The 13669-nt window shown below is 68.8% G+C and carries 10 protein-coding genes and 1 pseudogene; 4 read left to right on the top strand and 7 right to left on the bottom strand.

Annotated elements, in window-relative coordinates:
• The first annotated feature begins 116 nt into the window (after window positions 1–116).
• Together ACQPYE_RS28195 and ACQPYE_RS28190 are read left to right on the top strand one after the other, a co-directional pair.
• On the top strand, window positions 117–1124 hold the full coding sequence (locus ACQPYE_RS28195; protein WP_498715663.1) for a 3'-5' exonuclease: 1008 nt from the start codon (window positions 117–119) through the stop codon (window positions 1122–1124).
• 181 nt (window positions 1125–1305) lie between these two features.
• Window positions 1306–4533, top strand: coding sequence for an NACHT domain-containing protein (locus ACQPYE_RS28190; RefSeq protein ID WP_498715661.1), 3228 nt, complete (start codon window positions 1306–1308; stop codon window positions 4531–4533).
• 1013 nt (window positions 4534–5546) lie between these two features.
• Here the strand turns inward: ACQPYE_RS28190 and ACQPYE_RS28185 are convergent.
• From ACQPYE_RS28185 to ACQPYE_RS28170, 4 genes are all read right to left on the bottom strand, one after another.
• Window positions 5547–6479, bottom strand: a complete 933-nt coding sequence (locus tag ACQPYE_RS28185) for a serine/threonine-protein kinase (RefSeq protein ID WP_498715659.1) — start codon at window positions 6477–6479, stop codon at window positions 5547–5549.
• A gap of 308 nt (window positions 6480–6787) precedes the next feature.
• Entirely contained in the window at window positions 6788–7270 is a 483-nt protein-coding gene (locus tag ACQPYE_RS28180) for a hypothetical protein (protein WP_498715657.1), read from the bottom strand.
• Between the two features lie 155 nt (window positions 7271–7425).
• A complete protein-coding gene (locus ACQPYE_RS28175; protein WP_498715655.1) occupies window positions 7426–7992 on the bottom strand; it encodes a hypothetical protein in 567 nt (188 codons plus the stop codon).
• A 181-nt stretch (window positions 7993–8173) separates the two neighbouring features.
• Window positions 8174–8392 (bottom strand): hypothetical protein, encoded by a 219-nt coding sequence (locus ACQPYE_RS28170; protein WP_498715653.1) that lies wholly within the window; start codon window positions 8390–8392, stop codon window positions 8174–8176.
• 1490 nt (window positions 8393–9882) lie between these two features.
• Here ACQPYE_RS28170 and ACQPYE_RS28165 point away from each other — a divergent pair.
• Window positions 9883–11115, top strand: coding sequence for a hypothetical protein (locus ACQPYE_RS28165; RefSeq protein ID WP_498715650.1), 1233 nt, complete (start codon window positions 9883–9885; stop codon window positions 11113–11115).
• A 402-nt stretch (window positions 11116–11517) separates the two neighbouring features.
• On the opposite strand, the gene ACQPYE_RS28160 is transcribed toward ACQPYE_RS28165, so the two are convergent.
• From ACQPYE_RS28160 to ACQPYE_RS28150, 3 genes are all read right to left on the bottom strand, one after another.
• Window positions 11518–11892 carry a hypothetical protein gene (locus ACQPYE_RS28160; protein ID WP_498715647.1) on the bottom strand — a complete coding sequence of 125 codons (375 nt, stop codon included), beginning with the start codon at window positions 11890–11892 and terminating at the stop codon, window positions 11518–11520.
• A 36-nt stretch (window positions 11893–11928) separates the two neighbouring features.
• A complete protein-coding gene (locus ACQPYE_RS28155; protein ID WP_498715644.1) occupies window positions 11929–12123 on the bottom strand; it encodes a hypothetical protein in 195 nt (64 codons plus the stop codon).
• Between the two features lie 334 nt (window positions 12124–12457).
• The gene (locus ACQPYE_RS28150) at window positions 12458–12910 is read right to left on the bottom strand and encodes an RICIN domain-containing protein (RefSeq protein ID WP_498715643.1); all 453 of its coding nucleotides are present in this window, start codon (window positions 12908–12910) and stop codon (window positions 12458–12460) included.
• Here ACQPYE_RS28150 and ACQPYE_RS28145 point away from each other — a divergent pair.
• Window positions 12888–13660, top strand: a pseudogene (locus ACQPYE_RS28145) (SulP family inorganic anion transporter); the annotation flags it as partial. The gene ACQPYE_RS28150 and the pseudogene ACQPYE_RS28145 sit on opposite strands and share 23 nt — an antisense overlap.
• Window positions 13661–13669: the final 9 nt, after the last annotated feature.

The following is a 13669-nucleotide window of genomic DNA, read 5'->3' as shown; positions in this document are numbered from 1 at the left end:
CTTCGCCGCCGATCCCAGCGTTCGTGCCGCCGGCGGTGCCCGTACCGCATTCAGCGCGGCCAGGTCCGCCGCCGCCTCCTCCCCGGTCTCAGCCGGTATCGCGACGTCAGCCCCCGGTGTCCGCCCCGGCCTGGGTGCCGGCCGGCACCACGTCGTCGGTGGCGGGCCTGGCCAGGGGCGACGACACCATCGTGTTCCCCTGGCGCGGTGACCGCATCCTCAACACACTCACCGCCTGGCTGACCCGCGCCGGCGTGCCGGCCGCCCGGGACGGCGTTGCCTTCACCGTGCCCAAGTGCACACCGGCCCAACTGCGCGCGGTCCTCCAACAACTGCTCTTGGAGGACAACACCACCGCCGAGGACATCGCCGCCGCACTGCCCGACACCGCGGTCGAGAAGCACGACGTCCACCTCGGCAAGCCCCTGCGCACCCGCGCCTACGCCGCCGGTCACCTCGACATGGCCGGAGCCCGCTCCGCGCTGACGGACTTGGTCGACCGACTGCCAGAGCACGACGCGGACGTCATCACCGGAGTCCCCCATGTCCCGTCACCCCTCGTCGCCACCCCGACGGCCTACGCGATCGTGGACGTCGAAACCACTGGCTTCGCCGCCTGGGGCAAGGACCGGATCATCGAGGCAGCGGTCATCCGCATCGCCCCCGACGGCACCGTCCTGGACGAGTGGAGCGCACTGGTCAACCCGCAACGCCCACTCGCGGCCTCCGAGATCCACGGCATCACCGAGGACGACCTGGCCGGCGCGCCGTTGTTCGCCGAAGTGGCACCCATCCTGGCGGCCCACCTGGACGGTGCCGTCGTCGTAGCCCACAACGCCTCGTTCGACGTGAACTTCCTGAACGCCGAGTTCGCCCGCGCCGGCCACCCGTTCACCCCGAGCGGGACGCTGTGCACGATGAAGCTCGACAACCACGTCCACGGGGAAGGCCGCCGCAAACTGCACGACTGCCTCACCGCGACCGGCATACCCTTCACCCACGGCACGGCCCACCGCGCCCTCGCCGACGCCGAGGCAACCACCGACCTGCTGCGCCACTACCTGATCCGCGCACCCCACGACGTGCGAAACCTCATCACCGGATCCGAGCGCACCACCCCGTAGTCCCGAGCCGTCGAACCGTCCGTGCCGGGTGAGCTCCGGTTCGCTGCCAGTCGTCCCGGCTTCAGACCGGTCAGCTCGTCGGCCTGCCGCTGGGGTCTCCGGGCCGGTGAACGGCTCACCACGCCACCGGCCAGTGATGCGATGACCAGACCGATGCCCGCCCAGCCGCCTGAGGTGCCTAATGGACGAGACAGCCCCGAACTCGGTGTCGAACACACTGAGCGGTTCAGCCGAAACCGTTGTGCAGACGGGCAGGGCCGGCGACATCTACATCAACACGAGCCGCAAGCGACCATCGGTGGCAGAACGACGTGAGGCGGCACGGGTGCGGTGGGAGGGCCAACGACGCTTCGCCGAGCACGTCCTCGAGATCACCAAGGAGTTAGCCGACGGGGAGAGCTTCGAGCACAGCCGGTACACCGAACTCGAAGCCGAAGTGGAGATGGAAGGACGTACACACCACCGGCACTTCGGCAAGCTCCACGACCTGCTGACGCCCGCCGGCAACATCCCACAGCGGGTCAAGTCCCTCTCCGTCGCCGTCGAACGGACGGCGGAGAAGAACATCCTGGTGGAAGGTGTCCCGGGGGCGGGTAAGAGCATCGCTCTGCGGCACACCGCACAGGCGATGGCCAAGCGGCTGAGCGGGCGCAAGTCCGCGCCGCCGAAGGTCGTCCTGCCGCTCTACGTCAACCTGAAGACCTTCCGCCCGCCCCGCCCGGTGACCTCCGACCACGTCGCCGAGTTCGTCAAGGACGCGGTCAACCCGCACCAGAACGCGAGGGTCAGGAAGTTCCTGGAAACCGAGCTCCCGCCCGGCTTGGACGAGGGCGAGTTCCTGTTCCTGTTCGACTCGTTCGACGAGATTCCGGACATCCTCAGCTCCACCGACGTGGACGAGGTCGTGCAGGAGTACATCACGGCCATCAGCACGTTCCTCGGCCCTTTCAACCGGTGCCGAGGCGTGCTCGCCTCCCGGGAGTACCGGGGGCCTGGACGAATCGGCTGGCCGAGGTTCCGGATCCTGGCCCTGACCGAGGAACGCCAGCACACGCTGGCCGTCGAGTGGAACCTGGACTCGGCAAGGCGGGCAGTGCTGTTCAACGGCCTGGAGACCGCCGACCCCGAGCTGCGCACACTGGCCCACACACCGCTGGTCCTCAGTCTGCTCTGCCTGTACGTCGAAACCAATGGCGAGTTCCCGGACGTGTCGCACAAGCTGTTCTCCGGATACGTCAACGACATGATCAGCCGGCACGAGAGGGATTTCCGCAAGCTCTACAACGTCGGGCAGGGCACGGTCCGCCTGGTGGCCGAGCACGCCGCGTTCCTCATGGCTTCGACACCGGGGTTCGGGCTGCAGGTCGATCGGCCCGAACTCCGGTCGATGCTCCGGAACCGGGACTCCTCCCTGGACGACGACACGGCGGAAGCCGCCTTGCGCGCGCTGGAGTACGCCAAGATCGCGCGGCCCGTCAAGGTCAAGACACGGGACGGCGGCGAGTTCACCTTCATCCACCGGCGGATCCAAGAGTACTTCGCCACCTGCGTAGTCCTCGAGAACCTCGATCTCGTACCGCCCGAGACGCTGGTCCTGGACCACAACTGGCGGGAGACCGCCGTGACCATGCTGCAGAGCCAAGCCGACAAAATCGTCGAACCCGTGCTGCGCAAGGCGGAAGAACTCCTGACCGCGGCCATGTCGCTGCACCAGCCGTCCGGCATCTGGCCGAAAGGTTCACTGCATCTGCTCAGCCTGATGTCAGCGGGCCTCGCCGGCGCTCAGGACGCCCTGCGGCCGGAGTTCCGCGGGGCGCTTTCGCTCTTCCTCGAGTCCACCTGGAACGCGGGGCGTCGTCATGACAAGTTCTGGGTGCTGGAGATCGTCGGTCTGGCCGACACCGAGACTCGGCTGTCGATCATCCGGAAAGCTTTCGAGTCCCCGAGTTCGTTGCTGCGCGGTGAGGCCTACCGGCAGGCCGGACTCCTCCCTGAACTCCCTCACAACCTCGCTCTCCACATGCGGAAGGGTCTCCTGACGCTGTGGGGCGAAGGCCGGCTCAGAGCACGCAGATCCGCGTTGCGCCACCAGATCCGCCAACTGGAAGGTGCGAAAGGACTGCTGCGGACCTTGTCCGCCATCACCGTCCTGCCCGTGATCGAGTTCGCCCTCTCGATCATCGCCGCAATAGTCGCCGTCGGTTTTCTGTCCGGCATCGACGTTCTCGATACCGGACTGGTCCTCGGCGTAGTGGTGATCGTGAACGGCTACGTGCTGCTCAACCGCCTGTCGCTGGAGATGCTGATGATGTCGCCCCGCGTCTCCTGGGCCACCAGGCCGAGGAAATCGGTGGCACGGCTGTTGACTCTCGCGAGGTTCCTGCGGCTTGATCCGGGGCCGAGCACGGGCCAAGTGGTAGGCACCGCCGGAATCCTGCTCCGGCTGGCCGTGACGGCTCTGATGGTCGTGGTTTTGATCAACTACACCGAGGGGATCGCGTTCACCGCCGCCGGCTCGGTGCTCATCGGGATCTCCGGATTGCTGTACCCCTCGGTGGCGCACTACCTGACCACCCACAAGGCCATGGCGTTCGGCAGTTGGCTGGTCGTCTACCCGGCGCAGGCGATCGTGTGGGTGCTCCGCGCCTGCGTGAAGAGGTTGTGGCGGGTCCGGTACTGGCTCCTGTCCCTGTTCGTCGTCGGAGTCATCGGCTTCCTCGTCTGGCTTGGCCTGCGTCCCGACGACCAGCCTCCCGCATCCGGGACCGACAGCAGTTCACCGAGCGGCAGCCCGGCGGGGGCGACGAGCGCGATCCAGCCGACGACGACATCGACGCCGACCGGCGGGGGCGACGAAAAGCCGCTCCTTTCAAGGCTGCTGGACATGCTGCTCGAAGTGCTCCTCGGGGTCGGTCTCTTCATCTTGATGAGCGGCATTGGTATCTTGGGCTTCTGGCTCGCGGCGGTGATCGGCAAGAAAGTGGTCATGCCGACGTGGCGGTACCTCGGACCGGACCCGGCTGTGCACCCGGTGAGCCGGACGTCTCGCAAGGTGGCGCGGGATGTGGCACAGCGCGAAGGCGCCGGGCCGTTGAGCGTGGCGGACCTGACCGCCATCATCGACGGCTGCGAACGGGACCGGGACTTCTGGCGCTACCTCAACCACCTGCGCAAGACGGGACGCTTCGGGGTGTCCGGCGATGTGGTGGGCTTCCTCTCCGACCTGGCCGCGACCGCGGAGCACAGCAGGGGCCGAAAGGCGGATCTGGTGCCGGGCACTGGCGCCCCGTTCCGGGAGTGGATGAATGCGTCGCCCAGGAACGCCGCCTTCGTGCAGAAGGTGAGCGAAGAGTCGGTCGACGAGATCTCCCGCGTGGTGATCGAGTCAGAGCACGCGGCGCGCCAGTGACGCAGGCGGCAGCGGGGTCGGACCGCCGCATGCCCGATCCCGTAGGTCGACTGACGAGCACCGGCCCTCGATCCGCTCCGCGACACGTTGCACCAGGCGGCTCAGCACAGGTCGACCTGCGAGGTTGCTGACGAAGACGTGCAGCCCGATGGCACAGCGCACGACCTGCTGCCACCCGTTCGATGATTTCGAGCTCCGCCGTGTCGATCTCGTGTCCGGTGGATCGAGTGACCAGCAGTAGGGCGGTCCTTCGGTCGAACAGTCACCTGGGTGGGCAGATCCCGCTCCACGTTCACCCACACGATGCCGCCGAGTACCTCCCTCCTCGGCGAGATCCCCGACCGTGTAGACCGACCCCGCTCGGCGAGAGCTTTGGTCATTTGCTCCGGTCGTCACCGGAACACGGCGATCGGTTGCACCACCCACTCCTGGCCGTCCCCGACACCACTCTGCCCAGGCACACGGCGTTGAATACGCCCGCCGGCACATCGCGCTTGATCCCTGGGTCCGACACTCCACCCGCCCTCGCAGCCCGTCGGACAGCGGTCCGAAGGGTGCCCACAACACCGTCGTGCCGTTCATCTCGCCGTCGTGCCGGAACTTGCCCTTCAGCGACACGAACGCCTCCAGCTCGCTCAGCGACGCCGTCGCGGCACCGCGCTCCACGGCAGGGCCGCGCTCGACGTTCCTCATCCACAGGTTGACCCGCAACGCGTTGCCCGTGGCGCGCAACGCGTTCATCAATCCTTGTGCGGTGCCACCTGTTGTTATGGGGACGTCAGCGGGATGACGGCGCCGGAGGGGCGCCGCAGTGCTGCCGCCGGTGTCGTGACCCTACCGATCACCTCGTTCGGATTCTCGGTCGGTTGATCGGAGGTAGTGGATGACGACATCGGGGAGTGGGTTGGTCCGGGGTGTCGGGCGGGGCCGGTGAAGGACAACGCGGTCCAGGCGATGCCGGCCGCCGCAACCAGTCCTGCGGTCGACGCCGTACGCGGGACGGTCGTGATGGCTTACCAGCCCGGGGTGTGCAGTGCTTCTGCGCAGTGTTGCGCGGTCGGTCGGCGGCGTGGGGTGAGGGAGGTCATCAGTGAGAGCAGGCGCGCGAGGTCGGACGGCAGGGTGTCGGGAATGGCTGGTGGGCGGTGCAGGCGTGCCATCGCGGCGTCGACCTGGCTGCCGGGGTATTCGCGTCGGCCGGTCAGGCATTCCAGCAATACCAGTCCCAGGGCGTAGACGTCGGAGGCGGGGCCGACGTCACCACCGCGGACCTGCTCGGGGGCGAGGTAGGCCGCTGTCCCGGGCACGTGGCCGGTGCGGGTGAACCACGTGGCGTGCGCCGAGCGTGCGAGCCCGAAGTCGGCCAGGTACGGCGTGTCGTCGTGGTCGAGCAGGATGTTCGAGGGCTTGACGTCCCGGTGCACCACGCCCTGGTCGTGCACGTGCGCCAGCGCTTCGGCCACCTCAGTGCCCAGTCGGCGGACCTGGGCCACCGATAAGGCGCTCTGCTGTATTCGGGCGCGCAACGTGGGTCCTTCGACCAACTGCAGCACCATGAACGGCCTACCGCCGTGGAGCCCCGCGTCATAGAGGGACACCACGGCGGGATGCGCCAAGCGGGCCAACGTCCGGGCCTCGAGGTCGAACCTGCGTACGGCGTCCACATCGGCGCTCGGCCGGAACACCTTGATCGCCACCGGCCGACGCAGGTCCTGGTCGAGGGCGCGGTGGACTTCGGCCATGCCCCCGGCCCCGAGCAACCCGGTCAACTCGTACCTACCGCCCACCAGGTGGCCGACAGGAAGGGGCACCGCCACACCTGCCTCCGCAGAACCGACACGACATTCAATACCCATTGTCGGTTCGTCGAATAGGAACGTTATCCGCAGTATGTCGAACATACCTGAATAGACCATCGTGCCGCGACCCTCGATCAGGGCATCCATCGGGTACGGGATTCGATCCGATGGCGTCGGTGAGGCGTGGGGTGCTCCGGTCCCGCTCCGTGAGCTCATCGGCACAGGGCGACTCGATCGCCCTGTTGTCACTGGTCACGAGGCTCGGTGGACGACGGTGCCGATCCGGGGGGCGGGCGAATCGTACTCCTTGATCAGGCTGTCGAGCCCGATGTCGGTCACGTGGGTCGAGAAGGATGTGCCACGGACCGCCAGAGGTTCGTCGTTCCGCCGTTCGTCGTTCCGCCGTTCGTCGGTTCACCGGACGGCGGTGAAGGTGACGGTACCGCTGACGCTGGTCAGGCCCTGTGGGTGAGGCAGGCGGTGAGGTCGGTGGCGGGCAGGACTTTGGTCTGCACGACGGTCGCGCCTTGGAACAGTCCGTCGACCACGGTGCCGGTCAGGACGAGCACGGTGGTGCCGCCGGGTTTGAGGTTGACCTCGAAGCCGCCTCGGACGGTGCTGCTGTGCCCGGTGTTCCAGTGGTAGGTGGAGGTGTTGGTGGTGGAGCCGGCCAGGCAGCTGAACGTGCCGCTGACGGTGGAGGTGGAGGTCGCGCCGGTGATGTCGGGGTGGCTGGGGGACACGCAGCCGCCCAGCGTGCCGGTGGCGTGGAAATCGATGTGCCTGGGCAGCAGCGTCATGCCGGGGGAGTAGGTGCCGATCCGGGTGCCCAGGGCGCAGTTGACATCCACCGCGGACGCCGAAGCGGGCGCGTGGAAGATCCCTGCGGCGCCGAGCAGGCCGCCGACCACGGCGGCGATCGATGAACGCAGGCGCATGGGATTCCTGTTCCCCGGGAAGGTGGTGGGCGAATCCGGCTCCGCGATCCGTGCGAGTCCGACATGCCACCTCCGGGTGCAGCGGGCGACACGTCCTCGCGACGGACTGCGAGGCCTCGCGCGTGGCCTGCGAGCACTCCTTGCGAGGCGGTCGGTCAGGTGAGCTGGGTGATGGTGATGTTGGCGGGGCCGCTGGTGCCGGTGACGCCTTCGGGGGTGAAGCACTGCGCCGGTGTGGTGTTGAGCAGCGCCGCGGTCATCACGACGGCGGCTCCGGTGAACCGGCCCGCGGTGACGGTGCCCTGGTAGACCACGACGACCTCGTTGGCGGGTCGCAGCACGACCAGCCCCACCGCGGCCACGGTGGTGGTCTCACCGGTGTTCCAGGTGATGGTCACCGTGATGGAGACTCCACCACCCAGGCAGGACACCAGACCGTTCGCCGCGATCGCGTACCCGCCGGAGGTGATCGTGGGTGATCCGCTCGAGACGCAGGAGCCGTAGTCCGCGCTGGAGGTGATGGAGACGACCCTGGGCTGCGCGGTGACCCCCGGCTGGTAGGTGTTGGCGCCGCTGCCCACGCACGACAGCAACTCGACGTCCGCGGCTTGGGCCGTTGGTGCGGCGGCCACCACCGCGACCGCCACCGACATGGCGACGACGACGCCCACGAAGGACCGCCGCGCCGCCGACACCAGTTTCCCGATTCCCGCAGTCCTCATCGGAGCACCCCACATCCGTGACTCGTCCGGGTTCACACTGTAATCACGTGGTGGCATGCCGAACGGGCGAAATGCGATGACACTTTCCGTATGCGCCCACGAGCGCGGAACCGCAGATTTCGTTGCCGCAGGTCCGCGCTGCCGGTGTTGCGACAGCGGCTCGGAGGATTGCGAGCAAGAGTCACATCCTGTGCCGTGATTCCCGATTACCAACCGTTCGGCGGATTTTCGGGTGCTCCGCGATCTCGTCGGACGAGCGCAGTTCCCGCGACGTGGTGACACGACGGATGAGAAGGCTCGGAGCCGTGTCGGCCACCGCCGTGTTGGTGCTGGCCGGTGGTGTGCCCGCAGGCGCGGTGGACGGCACGCCGCCCGGCGGGATCGGGATCGCGGTGGACATCGAGACCCGTTACCCGACACGGTCATTTCCAAGGGAGGCCGGGCGTGGGCGCCGTCGCCTGGCTGCGTTCTCCACCACCGGCCGGGTCTTCTGGACAGGTCTTTCACGACGCGTCGGGGCGCCTGCAATAGCAGGACGGCAGCACCAACTTCACCGCAGGGCTGAGGGCGGGCACCGAGGCCGCGAACGCGACGATCGAACCCCGGTGACGGCCATCAACGTGCCGACGGCGGCGAGGCCGACCACAGGCTTGATCTTCGAGGTGACTCGCATGGCGTTGCTCCTGATGTCGAGCGGGAACCACGCGGTGAGGACACCGCGAGGTGGACGGTGTGAGCCGGACGGCGCGGTGACCCGCGGTCGTCAGGGCTGGGCCGTCGGTACGGGTCCGCTCTGGCTCGTCGGCTCGGGAACGAGTGAGGTGTCGACCACCGAGGACGTGGTCGGGCCTGTTCCGGGGCGGCGGGGATCGGCTGTTCGGATGTCGGCGCGGGTTGTGCCGACGTCGCCGGCACTGCGGCGGAACTCCTGTCAGGAGCCCACCTGCCGGTCGCGCCGTCGATCGACACCGTCACGATCGAGGTCAGAGCGGCCGCGGCGTTCGCCACTCCCGTGACGAACTCCGCGCCGAGGGGACAGGTGGCGACCACCGCGGTGATGGCGATAACTCGCCGGGCGGTGCGCGAGCGGTCGGCTTTCTCGGGATCGCGGTTTCCGGGGGCTTTCGTCGTTCCGGGGTCAGGCACGGTGGCTCGCAATGTTGTCCGCTCTGCGGTCTTGCCGCCGAAATCTCCGGGGTTCGGCCCGCGGTCCGCCAGGGGCTCGGAGATCCACCGAGCAGGGGACTGGCGGTGCGCGGTCTTCATCGACTTCTTCGGACTTGGCCGGGGGAATATTACTCCGGCCGGTCGTGCGTTTATGTCGGACGACCGTTGAATTCCAAGATCGCCCTGGATGACTGGTGGAAGGAGACACGTGCCGAGTCGAAGCGTTCCGGGAGGGCGCGCGGTCGTCGGAGTGATCGGAAGTGGTGACTGTGAAAACCTCTCAAGTCCGCTGTGTCGTCGCAGGTGGGGGTGTCGGGCGTTTCCGGCTTGCCTTCGACTTCGGTGATATTCGAAATGAAGGCAGAAAGACCGGTGCGATGATCGGGTCACTCGGAGCGGAAATTCCGGAGGAGCCGGCTTCCACGCATCGGAGTGAGAACCGATCGCATTGGGGTGGTCGACCATGATGTGCCTTCCCTCGCACCGCAAAATGGTGGAGTGTGGTCCGCGAAGGGCGCTGTCCGATTCGACGTCTCATTTCAGGAGCGTCGACCCTGGTGACTCTGGACCCCGGTCATTCGGATTACCCCTGCGGGTCCGCGGCATCGGCTCGGACCCACCCACGGGTGGAGAGTGATCATGATTTCAACAGCACGCGCAGGCACGGCCCGCCGCTTGGGCCGGGCTCTGATCGGTTTGGGTACGGTGGCCGGGTTCGCGTTGGTGGCACCGGGCACGGCCCTGGCGATCCCGCCGGGGTGCACGCAGACGGGCAACAACTTCGTCTGCACCGCCGGCATCCCCGCCGGCCAGGTCCTCGACGGCACCTCGGCCAACAACATCATCACCATCACCGGAGGCCCGGTCGACGGGACCGTCAACGGCCTCGGCGGCAACGACACGATCACCGTCACCGGTGTCGCGGGTGTCGCGGGCTCGGCCGGGGCTCCCGGTGCGAACGGCACCGTGGGCACCCCGGCCGGCAGCGCCGGCGGCAACGGCGGCGTCGGAACAGGCGGCGGTGTCGCCGTCGGCGGCACCGGGATCATCGACGGTGGCGTCGGTACGGACAGCATCACCGTCATCGGCGGCGCGGGTGGCAACGGCGGCAACGGCGGCATCGGCGGGACCGGACTGAGCAGTGGCGCCGGGGGCGCCGGCGGCAACGGCGGCGTAGCCGGGGTCGGCGGGGCGGGCAACGCCGGACTGATCCACGGCGGCGTGGGCAACGACACCGTCAACGCGACCGGCGGCAAGGGCGGCAACGGCGGTCTCGGCGCGCTTGGCGGCAACGGCGGCGCTGTCGCGGGCGGCGCGGGCGCCGGTGGCATCGGTGGCGCGGCCGGTGTCGGCGGTGTCGGAAACTCCGGCACGGTCAACGGTGGCACTGCGGACGCCGGTCTCGACAGCGTCACCGCCACCGGCGGTGCGGGTGGAGCCGGTGCCGCAGGTGGTGTCGGCGGCTGCGGCAGCGGCGGCGGCGCGGGCGGTGTCGGTGGCGCGGGTGGCGCGGGCGGTATCGGTAACTCCGGCACGATCAACGGCGGCGCCGGAGTCGACACCCTCAAGGCCAACGGCGGTCTCGGTGGCGCCGGTGGTGGCGGAGGCAAGGGCGGCAACGGCATCAGCGCCACCCAGCCCGGCGGTGCGGGCGGTGTCGGCGGCGCGGGTGGCGCGGGCGGTATTGGCAACTCCGGAGCCGTCAACGGCGACCTGGGTGCCGATGTCATCACCGTCACCGGCGGCAACGGTGGTAACGGCGGTGCCGGCGGCAATGGCGGCACCGGGTGCAGCGGCCCCGGAGGTGCCGGCGGACTCGGCGGCGCCGCGGGCGCGGGCGGCCTGGGTAACACCGGCACCGTCGAAGCCGGCGCGACCGTCGTCAACGGATCTCCCGGCATCGCCGGCGCCAACGGCGTAGCCGGTGTCAACAACGGTGGCGTCTGCTCCTGCTGACCGACAGCAGTAACCAAGGTTCACGCCCCGGGCTTGCGGCCACCACCGCAAGCCCGGCGTCCGGCTCGCGCGACGGATCACCGGACACCGCCGCTGCGTCCGCGACTACGAACGCCTGCCCCACCACCACGAGGCCGCGGTCCGCTGGTCCACGATCCGCATCACCACCCGCCGACTCACCCAACACAAGTAGCTCGGAAACGGCTACTTGGTCAGGGCGTAGTGGACCTGGCACGGACGATGAAGCGTTTGAGGCGACGCGTGATGTCGTCTCGACAGTCCTTGCGCGGTGCAGCGGTGAACGGAAGCGCGGGTATGGGGTCGTGTCGGGCGGGATCCGAGTGGTCGACGGGCTGCTGCTCGGCTGCCGCGTTCATGCTTGGCGCGCCCGTCGGGTTGGCGTCATAGCCCTTCGGCGAGCAGTCGCTCGCTGTTCGGGATCTTTCCCTCGTGGGCGCGGGCGACGAGCCGTTGCGCGCAGTGTTCGTTGCCCTTATGCGTCCGGTCGAGCAGTTCGCCGTGCCGGCCGCGTTCGGCGAGCAGCGCCGCCGGCTCTCGGCCGGCGTGGCCGAGGCCGGTGTCGGCCAGCGTGATCGCAAGCTCGTCATTGCCCCTGTCGACCAAGGCGGCGAGCAGCCGTTCGGTCGGCGGGTGACCGGCCTCCACGAAGCCCGACACCACCGCCTCGGCGTCGGCTTGGTCGTTGGTGGACAGGGTGTGGGCGGCCAGGTTTGCGGCGGCTTCGGGCATGCCGGTCGCGGCGAACCGCTCCGCCAACCAGGCGCCGGCCCAGTGCGGCCCGGCGCGCGATGGTCAGCGCCTCGTCCCACCGTCCGGCGTCGGCCAGCGGGCCAGTGTCTGATCGTGCTCGCGGGGGAGGTCCGGGAGCCCGGGTCCGTCGACCGCGACGGCGTGCCGTGGGTGCAGGTGCACGCCGCCCGTGATCGACCCGGCCTGGACGACCAGGGTCGCCTCGCCGGACATCTCGATACGCACCGGGTTGGGCACGCGCCCGACGCTACGGAATCTCCTCACGCTTCACCACGAGCACGCCGGTGGTGTTGCGACCACCGTGCGGCCGGCTCGCATGCGCCTGATCCGATCACACGGGCCACGGCCAACGTGCCGGACTTCAGGTGCTTGCCGCTCGCGGGCGAGGCGGTTCGATGCGTTCACTGCGGTGGTCTGCCGGTCCGTACCGATGGGAGCGGGGGCAGGTGTTCGGTGGTGGTTGCTTGCCGATGTTCGGAGTTGACATCTCGCTGCTACCCCTGGCCGCAGGGCCGGGCGGTCAGGGGTAGCGGTCGCTGCCGAGGCGGCAGGCGAGAACCGGGTCGTCCGGTCAGGCCCGGATCAGTTGCCACTGCTGGTTGGTCCCGCCGTTGGCGGCCCACTGCACGACTTGCGCCCCGTCGCTGGTCGCGGCGCCGGAGACGTCCGCCACCAGTCCGCTGTCGTGGCTGGTGATGGTGTGGTAGCCGTTGCCGGTGGACCGCAGGTACCACATCTGGTTGGTGCCGCCGTTGGCCGTCCACTGCTGTAGTTGCAGTCCGGCGGTGCTGCTGCCGCCGTTGACGTCGAGCGCCTTTCCGCTCGGGATGTACCGGAGGGTGTAGGAGCCGTCGGAGGTCGTGGCGACGGTCCAGGTGCCGGTGCCGCTCTGCTGGACCACCTTGGCGCCGTCCGCGGTGGAGTTGCCCGCGACGGCGAGCGGCTTGCCGCTGTTGCGGTTGACGATGCGGTAGGTGCCCGGTGCGGGCCCGTCTCCGCCGCTGGAGTCGTTAATGACCGCCAAGCTGGTCGACGACATCACCGACACCCACTCTGACAAGACCCGCGAGTCCATCGGCCAGGGCGTCGCCAACATCGTCACCGGCTTCTTCGGCGGCATGGGCGGCTGCGCGATGATCGACCAGACGATGATCAACCTGAAGGTCTCCGATGCCCGCACCCGCCTGTCGACCTTCCTCTCCGGCGCGTTCCTGATGGTGCTGTGCATCGTGTTCGGCCCGGTCGTCTCCGACATCCCGATGGCCGCGCTGGTCGCCGTGATGGTGATGGTGTCGTTCGCGACGTTCGACTGGCACTCGATCGCGCCGAAGACCCTGCGCCGCATGCCGCTGGGGGAGATCACCGTCATGGTGACGACGGTCGCCTGCGTGGTGATCACCCACAACCTCGCGATCGGCGTCGTCGTCGGCTCGATCACCGCGATGGTCATCTTCGCCAGGCGCGTCGCCCACCTGGCCGAGGTCACCGCCGTCCCCGACCCCGACGGCACGACCGTCGTCTACCGGGTCACCGGCGAGCTGTTCTTCGCCTCCTCCAACGACCTCGTCGGCCGGTTCGACTACACCGGCGACCCGCTCCACGTCGTCATCGACCTCGGCGCCGCGCACATCTGGGACGCCTCCTCGGTCGCCGCGCTCGACGCGATCGAGACCAAGTACGCCCAGCGCGGCAAACCGTCGAGATCGTTGGCCTCGACCCGCACAGCGCCCGCCTGCACGGCAAGCTCACCGGCGAACTCACCGCCGGCCACTGACCGCCTCGA

The sequence above is a fragment of the Actinosynnema sp. CA-299493 genome, from assembly GCF_050946825.1.
In the GTDB taxonomy this organism is placed as follows: domain Bacteria; phylum Actinomycetota; class Actinomycetes; order Mycobacteriales; family Pseudonocardiaceae; genus Actinosynnema.
Note: the sequence above shows the minus strand (reverse complement) of the source record. Positions and strands in the feature narration are given on the sequence as shown.

Bases quoted from the DNA above. Each gene is read 5' to 3' on its own strand.
- ACQPYE_RS28190 (WP_498715661.1), top strand. From the start codon at position 1,306: ATGGACGAGACAGCCCCGAACTCGGTGTCGAACACACTGAGCGGTTCA.
- ACQPYE_RS28185 (WP_498715659.1), bottom strand. From the start codon at position 6,479: ATGGATGCCCTGATCGAGGGTCGCGGCACGATGGTCTATTCAGGTATG.
- ACQPYE_RS28180 (WP_498715657.1), bottom strand. From the start codon at position 7,270: ATGCGCCTGCGTTCATCGATCGCCGCCGTGGTCGGCGGCCTGCTCGGC.
- ACQPYE_RS28175 (WP_498715655.1), bottom strand. From the start codon at position 7,992: ATGAGGACTGCGGGAATCGGGAAACTGGTGTCGGCGGCGCGGCGGTCC.
- ACQPYE_RS28170 (WP_498715653.1), bottom strand. From the start codon at position 8,392: ATGTCCACCGCGATCCCGATCCCGCCGGGCGGCGTGCCGTCCACCGCG.